The organism is Pseudomonas fluorescens (assembly GCF_902497775.2).
GTDB lineage: Bacteria > Pseudomonadota > Gammaproteobacteria > Pseudomonadales > Pseudomonadaceae > Aquipseudomonas > Aquipseudomonas putida_F.
Genome location: NZ_OZ024668.1, coordinates 5,477,188 through 5,496,018, shown reverse-complemented (window position 1 = coordinate 5,496,018; position 18,831 = coordinate 5,477,188). Strand labels below are relative to the sequence as shown.

Below are 18,831 nucleotides of genomic sequence, written 5' to 3'. Positions count from 1 at the left end.
TTAATTACTGCCGGCAAGGATGGCCGCATAGCCTTCCTTGTAGCTTGGGTACTGTGGCGCCCAGCCCAGTGCCCGGGCCCGGGCGTTGCTGCAACGCTTGCTGCCGGTACGCCGCACCCGCTCCTGTTCCGACCATTGGGTAACGCCCATGTACTCGCGCAGCCAGGCAACCACATCAAACAGTGGCACCGGCGCGTCGTCGACACCGATATAGCAATCGTCCACTGCCTTGCCCTGGTAATCAGCCCTGAGCAAAAAGGCCAGTAGCCCGGCCGCGTCCTCAGCGTGGATACGGTTGCCATACAGTGGCGGCTCTTCAGTTACCCGATAGCCCTGGCGGACTTGGCTGAGCAGCCATTCGCGGCCCGGGCCGTAGATACCCGTGAGGCGCACGATGGTCGCGGCAATACCGCTGGCCAGGGCCAGGTGCTCGGCTTCGAGCATGACCTTGCCCGAATAGCCTTCAGGCTCCACGGCAGCGGTTTCGTCAATCCACTCGCCGTCCTTCTGCGCATACACGCTGCTGCTCGAAACGAACAACAGGCGCCGCGGCTTCTGGTTGCGCTCGGCCAGCCAGCTCAGCACATTGCGCAGGCCCTCGACATACGCAGCCTGATAGCCGGCTTCGTCATGCTGGCTCGCTGCCACGCTGTAGACCAGGTAATCCGGAGCGTCAACTGGCCAGTCGAGCGGGCAGCGCGGATCATTCAAGTCGGCAGCGATGGCCGCCACCCCGGCTGGCAACTGGCCAACACTGCGGCGCAGGCCACTTACTGGCCAGCCAGAGGCCAGCAATTGCTTGGCCAGACGGCCACCGACATCGCCACAACCGACGATCAGAACTGAGGGCGCAGACATTCCAAAACTCCGCAAATCAAAGGCCCAGCCTATCCAAATAAATCGATAGGCGGCTAGCTATGGTGGAAAAAAAGTAACTTTATTACTTCTGCTAACAAGAATTACTTGCAATAATGGCCACCCAATTTGTTCTCGGCCTGTCTCGAGGCCTGGAAGGACAACCACCTCTTTCTTCTTCATCAGGTCAGGCCAGCATGACACGCATCCAACCTTCCGCTTCGCCAACCACGTCGCGCGCATGGCGCGCCGTTGCCGCGCTGATGTTCAGCCTGGTGATGGCACCCGCCGCTCTGGCCGATGAGCCGACCACCGCTCCCGCTACTCCAGCCGCCGCCGTAGCACCGGCCACCCCAGGTGCCGAACAGGCTGCCGCGCCAACCGATCCGGCTGCCGCCCCTGCCGTTGCACCAATCGATGGCCAGACAGCCAATCCGGTCGACGAAAGCGTTGAAGCACTGGTTGAAGACACCAGCCTGGGCATGGCTCACGACCTGTCGCCATGGGGCATGTACAAAAACGCCGACATCGTGGTGAAGATCGTCATGATCGGCCTGGCCATCGCCTCGATCATCACCTGGACCATCTGGATCGCCAAAGGCTTCGAGCTGATGGGCGCCAAGCGTCGTCTGCGTGGCGAGATCGCTGCCCTCAAGCGTGCCACCACCCTCAAGGAAGCCAGCGACAGCGCCAGCAAAGAAGGCACCCTGGCCCACATCCTGGTTCACGATGCTCTTGATGAGATGCGCCTGTCGGCCAATGCCCGCGAGAAAGAAGGCATCAAAGAGCGCGTCAGCTTCCGCCTCGAGCGCCTGGTAGCTGCCAGCGGTCGCAACATGAGCAGCGGCACTGGCGTCCTGGCCACCATCGGTTCCACCGCACCCTTCGTCGGTCTGTTCGGTACCGTCTGGGGCATCATGAACAGCTTCATCGGCATCGCCAAAACCCAGACCACCAACCTCGCCGTGGTTGCCCCGGGTATCGCCGAAGCCCTGCTGGCCACCGCCTTGGGCCTGGTTGCAGCAATCCCTGCGGTCGTCATCTACAACGTCTTCGCCCGCTCCATCGCCGGCTACAAGGCTCAGGTGTCCGATGCTTCGGCCGAGGTCCTGCTGCTGGTCAGCCGCGACCTGGACCACCAGCCAAGCGACCGTGCCAATGCACCTCACATGGTTAAAGTAGGCTAAGCCATGGGCCTGCATCTTAACGAAGGTGGCGACGACCTCGCCGAAAACCACGAAATCAACGTCACGCCGTTCATCGACGTCATGTTGGTCCTGCTGATCATCTTCATGGTGGCAGCGCCGCTGGCAACCGTCGACATCAAAGTCGACCTGCCCGCCTCGACCGCAAAACCTGCGCCGCGGCCTGAGAAGCCGGTGTTCCTCAGCGTCAAGGCGGACCAGAACCTGTATGTCGGCGAAGAGCAGGTCCAGCGCGACCAACTCGGCGCGGTGCTGGACGCCAAGACCAAGGGCGACAAGGACACCACGATCTTCTTCCAGGCCGATAAAGGCGTGGATTACGGCGATCTGATGGAAGTCATGAACACGCTGCGCGCGGCCGGTTACCTGAAAGTCGGTCTGGTCGGCCTTGAGACGGCAGCCAAGAAATGATCAAGACGCGGCATAAGCTGGCGCGTTACAGCAGTAGTCTGGCGATTGTGCTGGGTATCCATGCCGTTGCCGTGTTGCTGACGCTCAATTGGTCGGTGCCCCAGGCGATCGAGTTGCCGCCTGCGGCGATGATGATCGAAATGGCCCCGATGCCCGAACCGGCGCCGCCACCTCCACCCAAGGTGGTCACCCCGCCACAGCCACCAGCGCCGGTCGAAGAACTGCCGCTGCCGAAACTGGCCGAGGCGCCTAAACCGAAAATCGCCATCGCCAAGCAGGTCAAGCCAAAAGCCAAACCGCAGCCGCCCAAGCCTGAGAAGAAGCCTGAGCCGCCGCAAGAGAAGCCGGCCGACGAGGAAGCGGTGGATACACCGCCAACTACCGCACCTGCGCAGAAATCGGCTGCCCCGGCGCCGAGTATCGCCACCAACAGTAATGCCCTGCCTACCTGGCAGAGCGACCTGCTGCGTCACCTGGCGAAGTACAAGCGCTACCCGGAAAACGCCCGGCGCATGCGTATGGAAGGCATCAACCGCCTGCGCTTCGTGGTCGATGGCGAGGGCAAGATCCTCTCCTACGCCCTGGCCGGTGGTTCGGGCAGCGCGGCACTGGATCGGGCGACCCTGGAGATGATCCGTCGCGCGCAACCGGTTCCACCGCCGCCAAAGGAACTGCTCAACAACGGCAGCATTGAAGTGATCGCGCCTTTCGTCTACTCGCTAGACAAACGCTAACGCTTTGTTTCTGTCACAAACGAGCAAGTCTGATAACGTGCGTCTATCGATTGCAGCCGCTATGCTGGGGCCGCAACTTCATGGACGCACGTTATGACCCTCACAGAATTGCGCTACATCGTCACCCTCGCCCAGGAGCAGCACTTCGGCCATGCCGCCGAACGCTGCCACGTCAGCCAGCCGACCCTGTCGGTCGGCGTGAAAAAGCTTGAGGACGAACTGGGTGTACTGATTTTCGAGCGCAGCAAAAGCGCGGTGCGCCTGACCCCGGTCGGCGAAGGCATCGTGGCCCAGGCGCAAAAGGTTCTCGAGCAGGCCCAGGGCATCCGCGAACTGGCCCAGGCCGGCAAGAACCAGCTGACCGCCCCGCTGAAAGTCGGCGCGATCTACACCGTCGGCCCCTACCTGTTCCCGCACCTGATCCCGCAACTGCACCGGGTCGCCCCGCAGATGCCGTTGTACATCGAAGAGAACTTCACCCACGTACTGCGCGACAAGCTGCGTAACGGTGAACTGGACGCGGTGATCATCGCCCTGCCGTTCAACGAGGCTGATGTCCTGACCCTGCCGCTGTACGACGAACCTTTCTACGTACTGATGCCCAGCGAGCATCCATGGACCCAGAAAGAAACCATCGACGCCGGCCTGCTCAACGACAAGAGCCTGCTGCTGCTCGGTGAAGGCCATTGCTTCCGTGACCAGGTGCTCGAGGCTTGCCCGACCCTGACCAAGGGCAGCGATGGCGCCAAGCACACCACGGTCGAATCCAGCTCGCTGGAAACCATCCGCCATATGGTCGCTTCGGGCCTGGGCGTGTCGATCCTGCCGCTGTCTGCAGTGCACAGCCATCATTACGCTCCAGGCGTGATCGAAGTGCGCCCACTGAGCCCTCCGGCGCCGTTTCGCACCGTGGCCATCGCCTGGCGCGCCAGCTTCCCGCGGCCCAAGGCGATCGAGATCCTCGCTGACTCGATCCGCCTGTGCTCGGTCGCCAAACCCGCCGCGAGCCAGTAGGAAAGCACCATGCCGGAGTTGTCCCAGGTCTCGGTGACCGCGCTCAAGGGTGTCGGCGAGGCCATGGCCGAGAAGCTCGCCAAGGTCGGCCTGGAGAACCTCCAGGACGTGCTGTTCCACCTGCCGCTGCGCTATCAGGACCGCACCCGCGTAGTGCCCATCGGCGCCTTGCGCCCGGGCCAGGATGCGGTCATCGAAGGCGTGGTCAGTGGCACCGACGTGGTCATGGGCAAGCGCCGCAGCCTGCTGGTGCGCCTGGGCGACGGCAGCGGCGTGCTGAGCCTGCGCTTTTACCACTTCAGCAACGCGCAGAAGGAAGGCCTCAAGCGCGGCACTCACCTGCGCTGCTACGGTGAAGCCCGCCCCGGCGCCTCGGGCCTGGAGATCTACCACCCGGAATACCGCGCGCTGACTGGCGACGAGCCGGCCCCAGTGGAACAGACCCTGACCCCGATCTACCCGACCACCGAAGGCCTGACCCAGCAACGCCTGCGCCAGTTGTGCCAGCAGAGCCTGGCGCTGCTCGGCCCGCGCAGCTTGCCGGACTGGCTGCCGGAGGAACTGGCCCGGGATTATCAACTGGCGCCGCTGGACGATGCGATCCGCTACCTGCATCACCCACCGGCCGATGCCGATGTCGATGAACTGGCCGAAGGTCACCATTGGGCCCAGCACCGCCTGGCGTTCGAAGAACTACTGACCCACCAGCTGTCCCAGCAGCGCCTGCGCGAAAGCCTGCGCGCCCAGCGTGCGCCGGTATTGCCCAAGGCCAGCCGGTTGCCCCAGCAGTACCTGGCCAACCTCGGCTTTGCGCCGACCGGTGCGCAGCAGCGGGTGGGCAACGAGATCGCCTACGACCTCAGCCAGCCGGAGCCCATGCTGCGCCTGGTCCAGGGCGATGTCGGCGCGGGCAAGACCGTGGTCGCTGCCCTGGCCGCCCTGCAGGCGCTGGAAGCCGGTTACCAGGTGGCGTTGATGGCCCCCACCGAGATCCTTGCCGAGCAGCACTTCATCACCTTCAAGCGCTGGCTCGAGCCGCTGGGCATCGAAGTCGCCTGGCTGGCCGGCAAGCTCAAGGGCAAGGCACGCACCAGCGCCCTGGAACAGATCGCCGGCGGTGCGCCAATGGTGGTCGGCACCCATGCCTTGTTCCAGGAAGAGGTGAAGTTCAAGAACCTGGCCCTGGCGATCATCGACGAACAGCACCGCTTCGGCGTGCAGCAGCGCCTGGCCCTCCGCCAAAAAGGCGTGGGCGGCCAACTGTGCCCACACCAGTTGATCATGACCGCCACACCGATACCGCGCACCCTGGCAATGAGCGCCTATGCCGACCTGGATACGTCGATCCTCGACGAACTGCCGCCAGGCCGTACGCCGGTGAACACCGTGCTGGTGACTGACAGCCGTCGCTTCGAGGTGGTCGAGCGGGTCCGTGCGGCCTGTGCCGAAGGGCGCCAGACCTACTGGGTCTGCACCCTGATCGAAGAATCCGAAGAGCTCACCTGCCAGGCCGCCGAAACCACCTTCGAGGAGCTCAGTAGCGCCTTGGGCGAGTTGCGTGTCGGCCTGATTCACGGGCGCATGAAGCCTGCGGAAAAAGCCGCGGTGATGGCCGACTTCAAGCAGGGCAACCTGCAACTGCTGGTGGCGACCACAGTGATCGAGGTCGGTGTCGACGTGCCCAATGCCAGCTTGATGATCATCGAGAACCCCGAGCGTCTGGGCCTGGCCCAGCTGCACCAACTGCGCGGCCGGGTCGGCCGTGGCAGCGCGGTGAGCCACTGCGTGCTGCTGTATCACCCGCCGCTGTCGCAGATCGGCCGCGAACGCCTGGGGATCATGCGCGAAACCAACGACGGCTTCATCATCGCCGAGAAAGACCTGGAGTTGCGCGGCCCCGGGGAAATGCTCGGCACCCGCCAGACGGGCTTGCTGCAATTCAAGGTCGCCGACCTGATGCGCGATGCCGACCTGTTGCCCGCCGTGCGTGATGCCGCCCAGGCCCTGCTGGCCCGTTGGCCCTCGCACGTCAGCCCGCTGCTGGAGCGCTGGCTGCGCCACGGCCAGCAATATGGCCAAGTGTGACGCCCGTCCCAGATTGCAGCCAGCCCAGGGTTCAAGCTGGTTATACTCATGCGATTGAAAAAATTTTGGATACAGACCATGACTGAAGTTGCTCTGGACACCGCAACCCCCCACGCTCCGTCTGTTATCCGGTTGCTGCTCGACAAGCTCGGCATCGCCTACCGCGAAGTGACCGACCACCCGCAGCTGCCGGCCGCCGCCAAGGTGCAGGCCGTACTGCTGGACGATGAAGTCGGCGCATTGATGGTGCTGTTCCCGCAGAACCAGTTGCTCGACCTCAGCCGCCTGACCGAGCTGACCGGGCGCAAGCTGGCTGCGGTACCGCTCGAGCGCCTGCGCCACATGCTGGAAAAACATGGCCTCAAGCTCCTTCCGGGAATTCCGGCGCTGACCAGCTCACCCTGCCTGTACGAAGAAAGCCTGCTGCGCCCAGAGCGTCTGCTGATTCATTCTGGTGAAGCCGGGTTGCTGCTGGAGATCGAACGCGACGACTTCAAGAAGATGCTGAGCAAGGCCAGCGCGGGCAACTTCGGCGAATTGCTCAGCAGCATCCGTCCCAACCTCGACCGCCCGCACGATGACAGCGAAGAGATCACCCAGGCCGTCCAGGCCTTCACCGCCAGGCGCATCCAGCAACGCCTGGAAAGCACCATCGAGATCCCGCCACTGGCGGAAACCGCGCAGAAGATCATCAAGCTGCGAGTCGACCCCAACGCCACCATCGACGACATTACCGGTGTAGTCGAAACCGACCCGGCCCTCGCTGCGCAAGTGGTGAGCTGGGCGGCCTCGCCCTACTACGCCTCACCGGGCAAGATCCGCTCGGTGGAAGACGCCATCGTTCGCGTGCTGGGCTTTGACCTGGTGATCAACCTGGCCCTTGGCCTGGCGCTGGGCAAGACCCTGAGCTTGCCCAAGGACCACCCGCAACAGACCACCCCGTACTGGCAGCAATCGATCTACACCGCTGCGGTGATCGAAGGCCTGACCCGCGCCATGCCACGAGCCGAGCGCCCGGAGTCGGGCCTGACCTACCTGGCCGGGCTGCTGCACAACTTCGGCTACCTGCTGCTGGCGCACGTGTTTCCGCCGCATTTCTCGCTGATCTGCCGGCACCTGGAGGTCAATCCGCACCTGTGCCACAGCTATGTCGAGCAGCACCTGCTGGGTATCAGCCGCGAGCAGATCGGCGCCTGGCTGATGCGCTACTGGGACATGCCGGAAGAACTGTCCACCGCGCTGCGCTTCCAGCACGACCCGACCTATGCTGGCGACTACGCCGCGTTCCCCAACCTGGTATGCCTGGCGGTGCGTTTGCTGCGTTCCCGTGGGATCGGCTCGGGGCCGCAGGAAAGCATCCCCGACGAGCTGCTCGAGCGTCTGAATCTGACCCGCGAAAAAGCCGAGGATGTGGTCAACAAGGTGCTGGAAGCCGAAACCATGCTGCGTGAACTGGCTTCGCAGTTCAGCCAGCACTGAGGCGTGAGCCTGACCTTGGCGGTCAGGCCTTCTTTTTCGGTTTCAGGTACTTCATCAGGCCCTGGAACCAGATCACCATCGCCGGGTTGCCCTTGATCTGGATGCTCTTGTCCTGAATCCCCTGCATGAAGGCCAACTGCTTGTTCTTGGCCTGCAGGGTGGCGAAGCCGAACGCGGCATCCTTGAAGGCAATGGCAAAGGCCGGTGCAGGGTGAGTGCCGGATTTGCTGCTGATGCGCATGTCCTTGACGATGAAATGGCGCGCCGCCTTGCCATCGAGGGTCTGCAGCTGGAACACCAGGTCCTTGTCGGCCAGTTGCTGCTGAAAGGCAGGGTTTTTGCGGCTGGCCTTGGCCATCAGCAGGCCCATGGCCCAAAGGAGAAAGCGAAACTTCATGTGCGCGCCTCGGCTAAAAAGTGACTGGCGAAGCAGTTTATAGTCTCGCTGCAAAAACGCCATCGTTCTCTGCGCTTTACGCGACGATAGCCGCTGATGGCCTTGTAACCGGGTTATTCACTGGCGCCTGAACCTGTTAAGTCCGTACAGAATCAATTGATTCGCGCCGATTGCCGCCAGTGCCGTGGAAAACCCCAGCACACTGCAAAACAACGCGCGCAGGGGATGCTGTGGCAACAGGTAGAGCAGGATCGCAGCAGGAATCGCGGCCGCCAGCAGCAACCGCCACTTGAGCCGCGGCACCAGGGCGATCACCAGGTTCATCAGCACCACGAAGTAGAAGATCAAATACATGCCCATGCCGATCGCCACCCCGCGCGACATCAGCCCGCCAGCCATCTGCCTGTACAGGGTCATGCCGGTGTTGTGCAGCAACAGGTAAGTGACGATGGCCAACAAGTGCACGGTCAGCGCAATAGCCAGGCGGTAAGGTTTGGCTACAGGCATGATTGCGACGGGTCCTCGTTCAGGCCTTTGTCGTTCAGGCGCTTGATACCGTCCACGGCGCTATCGCGGTAACCGCTCGCCTCAAGGGCGGCTTGTTGATAGCAGGCCATGGCCCGGGCATTGTCCTGCTGGCCCAGCTTGCCCTGCTCGTAGGCGTAGCCAAGGTCCACCAGGCCCCTCGGGGACTCCAGCTTCGCCGATTGCTGCAAGGCTTGTAGCGCTTTGCCCGGATTTTGGCAGGTCAAGTTCTCGGCATACTCTTCGCCGTAGCACACAAAGTGCGCCAGCATGGCCCCAGCATCCCGTTCAGTGCTCATAGCTGACTCCAGGAGCTGCACGATGGTCGAATCTGGCAGGCGCTCGGCTTCACCCGAAAAAATCAGGATGACCGCCTGTACCGCAGCCTCGTTGTTGCCCTTGCCGGCTGCACTGAGCAGGCTGTTGAGTGCAGCGTTCATCAGTTGCCCAGGGTTGTCGTAGAGCCCTGCCCGGCCCAGGCCCTCATAGACCCTGGCACGCTCGACATCCAGCTCGCCAGCGACCTTCTCCTTGCGCCCGGTGAAGAAGCCTTCCAGGGACCAGTCGTCGATCCGGCTCAACACCCAGCACTGGCCGCGGGTAAAGGTGTAGACCTTGAGCAGCTCACCCTTGCTGTCGCGCAGCACCATTTGCCGTGTGCCATCCTGTTCGACTACCAGGCCCCTTTCGACGCGTTTGGCCGGCTGCAGCAACGCCAGCGACGGGCGCTGCTCCGGGGTCAACTTGCGAATCGACACACGCGGTTGCTTGCGCCCAGGGTAGATCCGTTGCTCGATCAGCGGATCAGCTACCAGTGATTGCTGCAGCGCTTCGCTTTTGGCAAATGCGCTGAAGAAGGCGCCGAAGTCATTGTCGGAGCAATCCGGCATGTCCACCGGCGCAGCCATGCAGGTAGCCGCGCCACCCGCGAGCAGCAGTGCACAGCCCAATTGGCGCCAGGTCATCGACAAGCCCTTCATGGTGTTCCTCTGTCGATCACTTGTTGAGTGGGAGTGCACCAGTAATCACTGAAGCCCAGCCAGTAACTCAGCACATCCCAGATAAAGCGCAGGGCATTTTCCGGCTTGCGGCAATCGGCCTGCTCGTCGGCCACCTCATAGGGCGTATTGCTGATGAAATAGTTGAGCCAATGGGGCTCCCAGTTGGGCATCGCGATCTCGATATGCCCATCGGCCTTGTACAAGCTGATCCAGACGATGCCGACAGTACCGTCGTCTTCGTAGTCGCGCATGTCCAAGGGGGTCTGCGAGAACAGCGGCGTACGGTAAACCTGCTTTTGATTGCTGCGGTCAATGAAACGCAGGTAAGCCAGGTCATCGAAAGGCACCAGCCAACCACCAACCGGCACGTTTTCCATGAGATAACGGCCCGATTCGCTGACCACCCTGACTTCGCCTGGCCGGTCGATCAGTACCTGGATGTTGTGTCCCACCCAAAGTACCAATGCCCCAACCAGCGCCAGTGCAAAATAGTACCTACGTTTCAAGACTGTTCCTTATTGAACACTTTCAGCCGGCCCAACCCGTGGGCAATCATTATCGCCAGGAACGTCAGGCCACCGGCCAGGGGGCTGAAGAACATCGTGCGCACCGGGTGATCCGGCATCAGCCAGTAGATGATCAACGCCACCAGCGCGGTATTGAGCATGAGTTTGTGCTTGAGCCGCGGCACAAAGGCGATCACCAGGCTGAAGATCACCATCACGTCGAAGACCAGCCAGACAATGGCGCCAGACGCCACGCCGCGGGCGGTGAAACCGCCATAGTTCTGCTTGTAGTAATGAACCCCGATGTCGTTGAGCACCAGGAACAGGAAGCAGGCCAGCGCGTGCACAGCCAGAGCGATAAGCCAGCGTTTGATCATCGGGCGTTTCCTTGCAAGGCCTGGCACCAGCTGCGTACATCGTTCCTGTCGAACCCCGGGCAGTTGTTGTCGCGGGCGATATAGCGATAAGGGTGCGCGGCTTCGTAGGTGAAGTGGTAGTAGTTGTGCGTGTCCTGGCCGTACAGCCAATACGACGAGGAGCCCTGGGAAATCTGGTAGGGCTCGAAGGTCAGTATCGAGGACTCGGGGGGGATGAAGTTGTCAGGTTCCATCCATAGCAGCAGCGCGTTCCAGTACAACTGCGTAGTGACGCCCGGCAGCAGCAGAAGTACCAGCAACGCCAGGGTGAGCCACTTGCCTTTGCTCATGCTGGCGGCAAGTTCGCGTAGTAGGCGCCCACCAGCTCCATGACCACCACGGTGGTCAGGCAAATGAACGTCAGCAGGCGATGCCAGAGCAGGTCACGCCAGCGCCTGTGCAGACTGGTGAGGATCAATATCAGGCAGACAAAGGCCAGGCTGCCGAACAGGTCGCTGTCGGCGACACCCGCCAGGTAGTTGGGCAAGGTCAGGCCGTCATACATGGCGTTGCCCTGCGCTAGCGGTTACTGCGAATCCTTCGATCTTCATCACGGCCTTCCCTGGACACCTCCCCATCCTTGCGACGGGGGCCGCGTATGCTAGCCAGATGCCAGAGCGGCGGCAATAAAAAACGGGCACCTTGTGCGGTGCCCGTTTTTCACTGCAATCGATCTGTGCGAGGCATCACGGATTGACGCTGTCCTTCAGGGATTTACCTGGTTTGAATGCAACAGTGTTGCTGGCCTTGATCTTGACCGGTTCGCCGGTTTGCGGGTTTTTACCAGTGCGGGCACCACGGTGGCGCTGCAGGAAGGTACCGAAGCCGACCAGCGTCACGCTGTCCTTGCGATGCAGGGCGCCGGTGATTTCTTCGAGCACGGCGTTGAGCACGCGGTTAGCTTGCTCTTTGGTGAGATCAGCCTTTTCCGCAATGGCGGCGGCGAGTTCTGGTTTACGCATAGTGAAGCCTCTTTGACGGTTTTTTTGTTGTTATGCCGTGCTGCTCTTCAAGAACAGCGCCCAAGGCACCGCAGGCTCTAAACTGCGGCAGACGGGAGTGAGAATGGCATGCCCTCAGGGGCCGCGCCAGTCTCTGGGCGGCCATTGTTGGGGCAAAGGCAGGGGAAATCCGACAGAACGCCGGTTATTTACGCCATCAGCGCCGGAAGTTGCCGATTTAGAGCCAGCTTCTCCATGACTGCAGTGCCGGTCAGGGCATAGCCCAGCAGCTGGCCGTCAGCATCGTGGCAGAGCACCTTGAGGTCGGCGCCCTGCCCTTCGACACTCCAATGGCCTTCACGGCCATGGGGTACAGGCGAAACCACCAGCGGGCAGGCCGGGGTTTTCACCGTGACCGGCATCGGCCCATAGGCGACCGCTGTCGGATTTGCGGCCAGGGTTTGCGCCAGCGCACGGGCGCAGCTCATCAAGGGCATCACGTACAGCAGGTTGAGGCCGTCGACTTCGGCGCAGTCGCCCAGGGCGAAGATATTGGCGTGAGAGGTGCGCAGCTGGCGGTCGACCACCACACCGCGGTTGACCTGCAAACCGGCTGCCGAGGCCAGATCGATACGTGGCCGCAGGCCGACGGCCGAAACCACCAGGTCACAAGCGATCACGCTGCCATCGGACAAGTGCGCTTCCAGGCCCTGCTCCACCCGCTGCAGGCGGGTCAGCACCGGCCCCAGGTGGAAACGCACGCCCAGCCCTTGCAGGCCGGCCTGAACAGCGGCTGCCGCCATCGGGTGCAGCAAGGTCGGCATGACCTGTTCGCACGGTGCTACCAGCTCGACCTGATAGCCACCCAGGCTCATGTCATTGGCGAATTCACAGCCGATCAGGCCGGCGCCGAGGATCAGCACCCGCTGCTTGCCAGCGGCTGCGGCACGGAAACGGGCGTAGTCTTCGAGGTCGTTGATCGGGAAGATCAGGTCAGCAGCGTCGCCTTCGACCGGCACCCGCACGGTCTCGGCACCCCAGGCCAGGATCAGGTCGCGATAAGCCACCTGCTCTTCGCCGATCCACAGGCGCTTGTGGCCCGGGTCGATGCCGCTGATGCGGGTGTGGGTGCGCACTTCGGCCTTGAGTTGCTCGGCCATCGCGCCCGGCTCGGCCATGCTCAGACCGTCGGCATCCTTGTTCTTGGCAAACCCGGTGGAAAGCATCGGCTTGGAGTAGGAACGGCCGTCGTCGGCGGTGATCAGCAACAACGGCGTTTCGCCGTCGAGCTTGCGAAATTCGCGGGCCAGGTTGTAACCCGCCAGACCCGTACCGACAATCACCACTGGAGCCGTCATGCGCTGCTTTCCTTGAATCTGATTGAATGAGATCAGTTGATTTCGATCATCTCGAAATCCATTTTGCCAACACCGCAGTCCGGGCACAGCCAGTCTTCGGGTACGTCTTCCCACTTGGTGCCTGGAGCGATACCGTCATCCGGCCAACCGTCAGCTTCGTTGTAGATCAGGCCACAAACGATGCACTGCCACTTTTTCATAACGTATTTCCTCAAAAGACTCAGACTTTGGAGTGGCCGCTCTCGTGAACATTACAGTGGCGACCATCAAAGAAAGGCTTTGTACTGGAGCCAGGTGCCAGCATGCAAGCCGGATCGGGCAATCATGCTAAGCTCGGCGTCTCTCTGGCCTGTTATTCGATACCGCCGTGCCGTACGAAACATTGCAAGCGCCCGCTGCACACTGGCTGCAGCACCCTGACGTGGCAGACAGCACATCGCCCGCGACCCTCGACTGGTTGTACGACCAGGGCTCCCTGACCCGCCGCCTGATTCAATTATCTGCCGACCAGTTTTCCGTGACACCCCTTTACGAGGGCTGGCAGCGCCTGCGCGACGACGAATGCCAGGCCCTTGACCTGCCGCTGGGCAGCGAAGGCTGGGTGCGCGAAGTGTACTTGCGCGGCCATGGCCAGCCTTGGGTATTCGCTCGCAGCGTGGCCGCGCGCAGCTCGCTGGAAAGTGGCGGCCTGGACCTGGAAGCCCTGGGCAGCCGCTCATTGGGCGAGCTGTTGTTCTGCGAAAAGGGTTTTGTCCGCCGCCCCATCGAGGTCTGCCGCTATCCGCAAGCCTGGCTGCCGCTGGAGCAGGGCCATGAAGGGTTGTGGGGACGCCGCTCACGCTTTGATCGCGGCGCCTTGAGCGTGCTGGTGGCCGAGGTGTTCTTGCCTACACTGTGGACTGCCGCCGAAACACCTTCGGAGACCCGCTGATGTATCTGCAGTTGCTCAAGTCGTTCAATCGCCTGCACCCGAGGGCCTGGGACTTCATCCAGCTCAGCCGGATGGACCGCCCGATCGGCATCTACCTGTTGCTGTGGCCTACCCTCTCGGCCGTGTGGATTGCCGCCAAGGGCACGCCGACCCTGGCCAACGTGCTGATTTTCACCCTCGGTGTGGTGCTGATGCGCGCCGCTGGCTGCGCCATCAACGACTTCGCCGACCGCAAGGTCGATGGCCACGTCAAACGCACCGCCGACCGCCCGCTGGCCGCCGGGCGGATCAACGCCCGTGAGGCACTGACCCTGTTTGCCGTGCTGGTCGGAGTGAGTTTCCTGCTGGTGCTGTGCACCAACGCCACCACGGTGTGGCTGTCGTTCGGCGCGGTGGCGCTGGCGGCCTGTTACCCGTTCATGAAGCGCTACACCTACTACCCGCAGGTGGTACTGGGGGCGGCCTACTCCTGGGGCATACCCATGGCGTTTACCGCCGCCACCGGCGAGCTGCCGGCCATAGCCTGGCTGCTGTACATCGCCAATGTGCTGTGGACCGTGGGCTACGACACCTATTACGCCATGGTCGACCGCGATGACGACTTGAAGATCGGGGTCAAATCCACTGCCATCCTGTTCGGCGAAGCCGATCGGGTGATCATCCTGACCTTGCAGGTATTGTCACTGGGCTGCCTGCTGCTGGCCGGCAACCGCTTCGAGCTGGGTGGCTGGTTCCACCTGGGGCTGGTGGCCGCGGTGCTGTGCTTTGCCTGGGAGTTCTGGACGACGCGCAAGCTCGACCGCGAGTCGTGCTTCAAGGCCTTTTTGCACAACCACTGGGCGGGCTTGCTGGTGTTTGTGGGAATTGTGCTGGATTACAGCTTCTGATTCATCGCGGGGCAAGCCCGCTCCTACATGCAGGAGCGGGCTTGCCCCGCGATTGAAGGCACTATTACTTGATCACGTGCCAGACATCTTTCATGCCATCACCGGTCATGTCACCGGCTTTCTTGTCCTTGATGAAGGTGTACACCGGCTTGCCTTTGTAGGCCCACTGCATAGAACCGTCATTGCGCTTGATTTGTGTCCAGCCCTCTTCAGCCATGTCGCCAGCTTTGACCATCAGCGGCGGCCAGTTCTTGGCACACTCATCGTTGCACATGGACTTGCCGCCCGAATCCTTGTCAAAGGTGTAGAGCGTCATGCCAGCAGGATCGACCATCATGCCGCCTTTCATCATGGCATGATGGGCCGACGCTATCCCTGGCAACGCCAGTGCCACTGCAGCGAACAGACTCATCCAGTTCAGCGTATGTCGTGTCATTGGATTCACCGTTATTCTCGGGAGAGGGGTTTTTAAGCCTAGCCCAGTAACAGAATGTTGCTGCAACGGCCCACGAGCTGTCACACGACTGCAATAATTCCGTTATCTAATGCGGGCCAAGACACCTTTAATGGAAGAGGTTTAAGCATGGTTGGCAGAAACATTCTGATCGTTGACGACGAAGCGCCAATTCGCGAGATGATCGCCGTTGCATTGGAAATGGCCGGCTATGACTGCCTGGAAGCCGAAAACTCCCAGCAGGCCCACGCCATCATCGTCGACCGCAAGCCGGACCTGATCCTGCTCGACTGGATGCTTCCGGGCACCTCGGGCATCGAGCTGGCCCGGCGCCTCAAGCGCGACGAGCTGACCGGCGACATCCCGATCATCATGCTCACCGCCAAGGGTGAGGAAGACAACAAGATCCAGGGCCTGGAAGTCGGCGCCGACGACTACATCACCAAACCCTTCTCGCCGCGCGAGCTGGTGGCCCGGCTCAAGGCCGTGCTGCGCCGCGCAGGCCCGAGCGACGGCGAAGCACCGATCGAAGTCGGCGGCCTGCTGCTCGACCCGATCAGCCATCGGGTGACCATCGACGGCAAACCCGCCGAAATGGGCCCGACCGAATACCGCCTGCTGCAATTCTTCATGACCCACCAGGAGCGCGCCTACACCCGCGGCCAACTGCTGGATCAGGTCTGGGGCGGCAACGTCTATGTCGAGGAACGCACCGTCGACGTGCACATCCGCCGCCTGCGCAAGGCGCTGGGTGATGCCTACGAAAATCTGGTACAAACCGTCCGCGGCACCGGTTACCGCTTCTCTACCAAGAGCTGAACCGCTGCATATCGCCAAGGCAATGGAAAGGACGCGTCGTTAATTGAACCAGAACTGGCATGGCACCCTGATTCGCCACATGCTGTTGCTGATCACCGTCTGCCTGCTGGCAGGGCTGATCAGCGGCTACTATGGCTGGAGCCTGGCCCTGGGCCTGGCGATCTACCTGGGCTGGACCCTCAAGCAACTGCTGCGCCTGCACGAATGGCTGCGCCTGCACAAACCCGATGAAGCACCGCCCGATGGTTATGGCCTGTGGGGCGAGGTGTTCGACAGCATCTATCACCTGCAACGCCGCGACCAACGCGTGCGCGGGCGCCTGCAGGCGGTGATCGACCGGGTGCAGGAGTCCACCGCCGCGCTCAAGGACGCGGTGATCATGCTCGACAGCGATGGCAACCTGGAGTGGTGGAACCGTGCCGCGGAAACCCTGCTGGGCCTCAAGACCCCGCAGGACAGCGGCCAGCCGGTGACCAACCTGGTGCGTCATCCGCGCTTCAAGGAGTATTTCGAGCAGGAGAACTACCTCGAACCGCTGGAAATCCCCTCGCCGATCAACGATCGCATGCGTGTGCAGTTGCACATCACTCGCTACGGCAATAATGAACACCTGATGCTGGTGCGCGATGTCACTCGTATTCATCAGCTGGAGCAGATGCGCAAGGACTTCGTCGCCAACGTCTCCCACGAGTTGCGCACACCGCTGACAGTAATTGCCGGCTACCTGGAAACCCTGCTCGACAACGTCGAAGAGGTGAACCCGCGCTGGGTTCGCGCCCTGCAGCAGATGCAGCAGCAAGGCGGACGCATGCAGACCCTGCTCAACGACCTGCTGTTGCTGGCCAAACTGGAAGCCACCGATTACCCCTCGGACAACCAGCCGGTGGCCGTCGATACCCTGCTGCAATCGATCAAGGGCGACGCCCAGGCGCTGTCCGGGCAGCGCAACCAGCGTATCAGCCTGGAGGCCCAACCCGGCATCCGCCTCAAAGGCAGCGAGGCGGAACTGCGCAGCGCCTTCTCCAACCTGGTGTTCAACGCAGTCAAATACACCCAGGACGAAGGCCAGATTCGCATCCGCTGGTGGGCCGACGAGCAAGGCGCACACCTGAGCGTGCAGGACTCGGGCATCGGCATCGACCCCAAGCACCTGCCACGCCTGACCGAACGCTTCTACCGGGTCGACTCCAGCCGTGCGTCGAATACCGGCGGCACCGGCCTGGGCCTGGCGATCGTCAAGCACGTGCTGTTGCGCCACCGCGCCCGCCTGGAAATCAGCAGCGTACCGGGCCATGGCAGCACCTTTACCTGCCATTTCGCCCCGGTCCAGATAGCGGCGCGCCAAGCCTCCTGAGCCACCGCCCTTTAAATTTGCGCAGTCAGCCGCTACATTGGCTGACTCGCGCCAGTATGTGCTGGCATTGCTGTACTCCCTTTCTTAGATGACGGACCCCGTAAAACTCCATCATGGACCCTTCCCCTGGTTTCAACCTCGCTGCACTTTTCGCCGACTTCGGCATGATTCTTTTTGCTCTGCTGCTGGTTCTGCTCAACGGCTTTTTCGTTGCCGCCGAGTTCGCCATGGTCAAATTGCGCTCGACCCGGGTCGAGTCGATCGCCGAGCAGCATGGCTGGCGCGGGCAGATCCTGCGCACCGTACACAGCCAGCTGGACGCCTACCTGTCCGCCTGCCAACTGGGTATCACCCTCGCCTCGCTGGGCCTGGGCTGGGTGGGTGAGCCGGCTTTCGCCCATTTGCTCGAACCACTGCTGGGCGCGGTCGGCGTCGAATCGCCGGAAGTCATCAAGGGCATCTCGTTCTTCAGCGCCTTCTTCGTGATTTCCTACCTGCACATCGTCGTCGGTGAGCTGGCGCCCAAGTCCTGGGCGATCCGCAAGCCCGAGCTGCTGTCGCTGTGGACGGCGGTGCCGCTGTACCTGTTCTACTGGCTGATGTACCCGGCCATCTACCTGCTCAACGCCAGCGCCAACGCCATCCTGCGTATCGCCGGCCAAGGCGAGCCCGGGCCGCATCACGAACACCACTACAGCCGCGAAGAGCTCAAGCTGATCCTGCACTCCAGCCGTGGCCAGGACCCTAGCGACCAGGGCATGCGCGTACTGGCCTCGGCCGTGGAAATGGGCGAGCTGGAAGTGGTCGACTGGGCCAACTCCCGCGAAGACATGGTCTGCCTCGATGCCAACGCGCCGCTCAAGGAAATCCTCGCGATGTTCCGCCGGCACAAGTTCAGCCGCTACCCGGTGCTTGATGCCGAGCGCGGCGAGTTCATCGGCCTGCTGCACATCAAGGACCTGCTGCTGGAGCTGGCCGACCTCGACCATATCCCCGAGTCGTTCAACCTGGCAGAGCTGACCCGCCCACTGGAGCGCGTGTCGCGGCACATGCCGCTGGCGCACCTGCTGGAACAGTTCCGCAAAGGCGGCGCGCACTTTGCGTTGGTCGAGGAAGCCGACGGCAAGGTCATCGGTTACCTGACCATGGAAGACGTGCTGGAAGTGCTGGTTGGTGACATCCAGGACGAACACCGCAAGGCTGAACGCGGCATCCTCGCCTACCAGCCGGGCAAGCTGCTGGTACGCGGCGACACGCCATTGTTCAAGGTCGAACGCCTGCTTGGCGTGGACCTGGACCACATCGAGGCGGAAACCCTCGCCGGCCTGGTCTACGAGACCCTCAAGCGGGTTCCGGAAGAGGAAGAGTTGCTGGAAGTCGAAGGCCTGCGCATCATCATCAAGAAGATGAAAGGGCCGAAGATCGTCCTGGCCAAAGTGCTCAAGCTCGATTGAGCCGC

The 18,831-nt window shown here is 62.2% G+C and carries 23 protein-coding genes; 11 read left to right on the top strand and 12 right to left on the bottom strand.

Annotated features, from left to right (window positions below; genetic code table 11):
* On the bottom strand, nucleotides 1-858 hold the full coding sequence (locus F8N82_RS25285) for an SDR family oxidoreductase (RefSeq protein ID WP_038998012.1): 858 nt from the start codon (nucleotides 856-858) through the stop codon (nucleotides 1-3).
* A gap of 194 nt (nucleotides 859-1,052) precedes the next feature.
* Here F8N82_RS25285 and exbB point away from each other — a divergent pair, with 194 nt between their 5' ends.
* The 6 genes from exbB (at nucleotide 1,053) to F8N82_RS25255 (ending at nucleotide 7,783) form a co-directional block, all read left to right on the top strand.
* Nucleotides 1,053-2,042 (top strand): tonB-system energizer ExbB, encoded by a 990-nt coding sequence (gene exbB / locus F8N82_RS25280; RefSeq protein ID WP_038998011.1) that lies wholly within the window; start codon nucleotides 1,053-1,055, stop codon nucleotides 2,040-2,042.
* 3 nt (nucleotides 2,043-2,045) lie between these two features.
* Nucleotides 2,046-2,471, top strand: coding sequence for a TonB system transport protein ExbD (exbD, locus tag F8N82_RS25275; RefSeq protein WP_038998010.1), 426 nt, complete (start codon nucleotides 2,046-2,048; stop codon nucleotides 2,469-2,471).
* Nucleotides 2,468-3,205, top strand: coding sequence for an energy transducer TonB (locus F8N82_RS25270; protein WP_038998009.1), 738 nt, complete (start codon nucleotides 2,468-2,470; stop codon nucleotides 3,203-3,205). The genes exbD and F8N82_RS25270 overlap by 4 nt, the downstream gene beginning before the upstream one ends.
* A 93-nt stretch (nucleotides 3,206-3,298) precedes the next feature.
* Entirely contained in the window at nucleotides 3,299-4,219 is a 921-nt protein-coding gene (locus tag F8N82_RS25265) for a hydrogen peroxide-inducible genes activator (protein ID WP_038998008.1), read from the top strand.
* 9 nt (nucleotides 4,220-4,228) lie between these two features.
* Nucleotides 4,229-6,304 (top strand): ATP-dependent DNA helicase RecG, encoded by a 2,076-nt coding sequence (gene recG / locus F8N82_RS25260; protein ID WP_038998007.1) that lies wholly within the window; start codon nucleotides 4,229-4,231, stop codon nucleotides 6,302-6,304.
* 78 nt (nucleotides 6,305-6,382) lie between these two features.
* Nucleotides 6,383-7,783, top strand: coding sequence for an aminoacyl-tRNA deacylase and HDOD domain-containing protein (locus tag F8N82_RS25255; protein ID WP_038998006.1), 1,401 nt, complete (start codon nucleotides 6,383-6,385; stop codon nucleotides 7,781-7,783).
* A gap of 22 nt (nucleotides 7,784-7,805) precedes the next feature.
* Here F8N82_RS25255 and F8N82_RS25250 read toward each other — a convergent pair whose 3' ends face one another.
* From F8N82_RS25250 to F8N82_RS25205, 10 genes are all read right to left on the bottom strand, one after another.
* Complete coding sequence (locus F8N82_RS25250) at nucleotides 7,806-8,180, bottom strand: hypothetical protein (protein ID WP_038998004.1); 375 nt, start codon at nucleotides 8,178-8,180, stop codon at nucleotides 7,806-7,808.
* Between the two features lie 117 nt (nucleotides 8,181-8,297).
* Nucleotides 8,298-8,687 carry a hypothetical protein gene (locus F8N82_RS25245; RefSeq protein WP_038998003.1) on the bottom strand — a complete coding sequence of 130 codons (390 nt, stop codon included), beginning with the start codon at nucleotides 8,685-8,687 and terminating at the stop codon, nucleotides 8,298-8,300.
* On the bottom strand, nucleotides 8,678-9,685 hold the full coding sequence (locus tag F8N82_RS25240) for a hypothetical protein (protein ID WP_038998002.1): 1,008 nt from the start codon (nucleotides 9,683-9,685) through the stop codon (nucleotides 8,678-8,680). Before F8N82_RS25240 ends, F8N82_RS25245 begins: the two co-directional genes overlap by 10 nt.
* Complete coding sequence (locus F8N82_RS25235) at nucleotides 9,682-10,212, bottom strand: hypothetical protein (protein ID WP_052251608.1); 531 nt, start codon at nucleotides 10,210-10,212, stop codon at nucleotides 9,682-9,684. Before F8N82_RS25235 ends, F8N82_RS25240 begins: the two co-directional genes overlap by 4 nt.
* The gene (locus tag F8N82_RS25230; protein ID WP_038998001.1) at nucleotides 10,209-10,589 is read right to left on the bottom strand and encodes a hypothetical protein; all 381 of its coding nucleotides are present in this window, start codon (nucleotides 10,587-10,589) and stop codon (nucleotides 10,209-10,211) included. The genes F8N82_RS25235 and F8N82_RS25230 overlap by 4 nt, the downstream gene beginning before the upstream one ends.
* A complete protein-coding gene (locus tag F8N82_RS25225; RefSeq protein WP_038998000.1) occupies nucleotides 10,586-10,918 on the bottom strand; it encodes a hypothetical protein in 333 nt (110 codons plus the stop codon). The genes F8N82_RS25230 and F8N82_RS25225 overlap by 4 nt, the downstream gene beginning before the upstream one ends.
* Nucleotides 10,915-11,133 carry a hypothetical protein gene (locus tag F8N82_RS25220; protein ID WP_038997999.1) on the bottom strand — a complete coding sequence of 73 codons (219 nt, stop codon included), beginning with the start codon at nucleotides 11,131-11,133 and terminating at the stop codon, nucleotides 10,915-10,917. Before F8N82_RS25220 ends, F8N82_RS25225 begins: the two co-directional genes overlap by 4 nt.
* Nucleotides 11,134-11,314: 181 nt before the next feature.
* A complete protein-coding gene (locus F8N82_RS25215; protein WP_003213368.1) occupies nucleotides 11,315-11,590 on the bottom strand; it encodes an HU family DNA-binding protein in 276 nt (91 codons plus the stop codon).
* A gap of 188 nt (nucleotides 11,591-11,778) precedes the next feature.
* Nucleotides 11,779-12,927: an NAD(P)/FAD-dependent oxidoreductase gene (locus F8N82_RS25210; RefSeq protein ID WP_038997998.1), complete on the bottom strand. Its 1,149-nt coding sequence runs from the start codon at nucleotides 12,925-12,927 to the stop codon at nucleotides 11,779-11,781.
* A 32-nt stretch (nucleotides 12,928-12,959) separates the two neighbouring features.
* The gene (locus tag F8N82_RS25205) at nucleotides 12,960-13,127 is read right to left on the bottom strand and encodes a rubredoxin (protein WP_038997996.1); all 168 of its coding nucleotides are present in this window, start codon (nucleotides 13,125-13,127) and stop codon (nucleotides 12,960-12,962) included.
* 167 nt (nucleotides 13,128-13,294) lie between these two features.
* On the opposite strand from F8N82_RS25205, the gene F8N82_RS25200 reads away from it, so the two are divergent.
* Together F8N82_RS25200 and ubiA are read left to right on the top strand one after the other, a co-directional pair.
* Entirely contained in the window at nucleotides 13,295-13,858 is a 564-nt protein-coding gene (locus tag F8N82_RS25200; RefSeq protein WP_038997995.1) for a chorismate--pyruvate lyase family protein, read from the top strand.
* A complete protein-coding gene (ubiA, locus tag F8N82_RS25195) occupies nucleotides 13,858-14,745 on the top strand; it encodes a 4-hydroxybenzoate octaprenyltransferase (protein ID WP_038997993.1) in 888 nt (295 codons plus the stop codon). Before F8N82_RS25200 ends, ubiA begins: the two co-directional genes overlap by 1 nt.
* A 64-nt stretch (nucleotides 14,746-14,809) precedes the next feature.
* On the opposite strand, the gene F8N82_RS25190 is transcribed toward ubiA, so the two are convergent.
* Entirely contained in the window at nucleotides 14,810-15,181 is a 372-nt protein-coding gene (locus F8N82_RS25190; protein WP_038997992.1) for a COG4315 family predicted lipoprotein, read from the bottom strand.
* Nucleotides 15,182-15,328: 147 nt separating this feature from the next.
* On the opposite strand from F8N82_RS25190, the gene phoB reads away from it, so the two are divergent.
* The 3 genes from phoB to F8N82_RS25175 all read left to right on the top strand — a co-directional run bounded on the left by phoB (nucleotide 15,329) and on the right by F8N82_RS25175 (nucleotide 18,826).
* A complete protein-coding gene (gene phoB, locus F8N82_RS25185; protein WP_010225936.1) occupies nucleotides 15,329-16,018 on the top strand; it encodes a phosphate regulon transcriptional regulator PhoB in 690 nt (229 codons plus the stop codon).
* Between the two features lie 79 nt (nucleotides 16,019-16,097).
* A complete protein-coding gene (phoR, locus tag F8N82_RS25180) occupies nucleotides 16,098-17,372 on the top strand; it encodes a phosphate regulon sensor histidine kinase PhoR (RefSeq protein WP_235376888.1) in 1,275 nt (424 codons plus the stop codon).
* Nucleotides 17,373-17,485: 113 nt separating this feature from the next.
* Entirely contained in the window at nucleotides 17,486-18,826 is a 1,341-nt protein-coding gene (locus F8N82_RS25175) for a hemolysin family protein (protein WP_038997990.1), read from the top strand.
* The last annotated feature ends 5 nt before the right edge of the window (nucleotides 18,827-18,831 follow it).

Excerpts from the sequence above, each read along its gene's own strand:
- F8N82_RS25285 (WP_038998012.1), bottom strand. The coding sequence starts at position 858 with ATGTCTGCGCCCTCAGTTCTGATCGTCGGTTGTGGCGATGTCGGTGGC.
- exbB (WP_038998011.1), top strand. The coding sequence starts at position 1,053 with ATGACACGCATCCAACCTTCCGCTTCGCCAACCACGTCGCGCGCATGG.
- exbD (WP_038998010.1), top strand. The coding sequence starts at position 2,046 with ATGGGCCTGCATCTTAACGAAGGTGGCGACGACCTCGCCGAAAACCAC.
- F8N82_RS25270 (WP_038998009.1), top strand. The coding sequence starts at position 2,468 with ATGATCAAGACGCGGCATAAGCTGGCGCGTTACAGCAGTAGTCTGGCG.
- F8N82_RS25265 (WP_038998008.1), top strand. The coding sequence starts at position 3,299 with ATGACCCTCACAGAATTGCGCTACATCGTCACCCTCGCCCAGGAGCAG.
- recG (WP_038998007.1), top strand. The coding sequence starts at position 4,229 with ATGCCGGAGTTGTCCCAGGTCTCGGTGACCGCGCTCAAGGGTGTCGGC.
- F8N82_RS25255 (WP_038998006.1), top strand. The coding sequence starts at position 6,383 with ATGACTGAAGTTGCTCTGGACACCGCAACCCCCCACGCTCCGTCTGTT.
- F8N82_RS25250 (WP_038998004.1), bottom strand. The coding sequence starts at position 8,180 with ATGAAGTTTCGCTTTCTCCTTTGGGCCATGGGCCTGCTGATGGCCAAG.
- F8N82_RS25245 (WP_038998003.1), bottom strand. The coding sequence starts at position 8,687 with ATGCCTGTAGCCAAACCTTACCGCCTGGCTATTGCGCTGACCGTGCAC.
- F8N82_RS25240 (WP_038998002.1), bottom strand. The coding sequence starts at position 9,685 with ATGAAGGGCTTGTCGATGACCTGGCGCCAATTGGGCTGTGCACTGCTG.
- F8N82_RS25230 (WP_038998001.1), bottom strand. The coding sequence starts at position 10,589 with ATGATCAAACGCTGGCTTATCGCTCTGGCTGTGCACGCGCTGGCCTGC.
- F8N82_RS25225 (WP_038998000.1), bottom strand. The coding sequence starts at position 10,918 with ATGAGCAAAGGCAAGTGGCTCACCCTGGCGTTGCTGGTACTTCTGCTG.
- F8N82_RS25220 (WP_038997999.1), bottom strand. The coding sequence starts at position 11,133 with ATGTATGACGGCCTGACCTTGCCCAACTACCTGGCGGGTGTCGCCGAC.
- F8N82_RS25215 (WP_003213368.1), bottom strand. The coding sequence starts at position 11,590 with ATGCGTAAACCAGAACTCGCCGCCGCCATTGCGGAAAAGGCTGATCTC.
- F8N82_RS25210 (WP_038997998.1), bottom strand. The coding sequence starts at position 12,927 with ATGACGGCTCCAGTGGTGATTGTCGGTACGGGTCTGGCGGGTTACAAC.
- F8N82_RS25205 (WP_038997996.1), bottom strand. The coding sequence starts at position 13,127 with ATGAAAAAGTGGCAGTGCATCGTTTGTGGCCTGATCTACAACGAAGCT.
- ubiA (WP_038997993.1), top strand. The coding sequence starts at position 13,858 with ATGTATCTGCAGTTGCTCAAGTCGTTCAATCGCCTGCACCCGAGGGCC.
- F8N82_RS25190 (WP_038997992.1), bottom strand. The coding sequence starts at position 15,181 with ATGACACGACATACGCTGAACTGGATGAGTCTGTTCGCTGCAGTGGCA.
- phoB (WP_010225936.1), top strand. The coding sequence starts at position 15,329 with ATGGTTGGCAGAAACATTCTGATCGTTGACGACGAAGCGCCAATTCGC.
- phoR (WP_235376888.1), top strand. The coding sequence starts at position 16,098 with ATGCTGTTGCTGATCACCGTCTGCCTGCTGGCAGGGCTGATCAGCGGC.
- F8N82_RS25175 (WP_038997990.1), top strand. The coding sequence starts at position 17,486 with ATGGACCCTTCCCCTGGTTTCAACCTCGCTGCACTTTTCGCCGACTTC.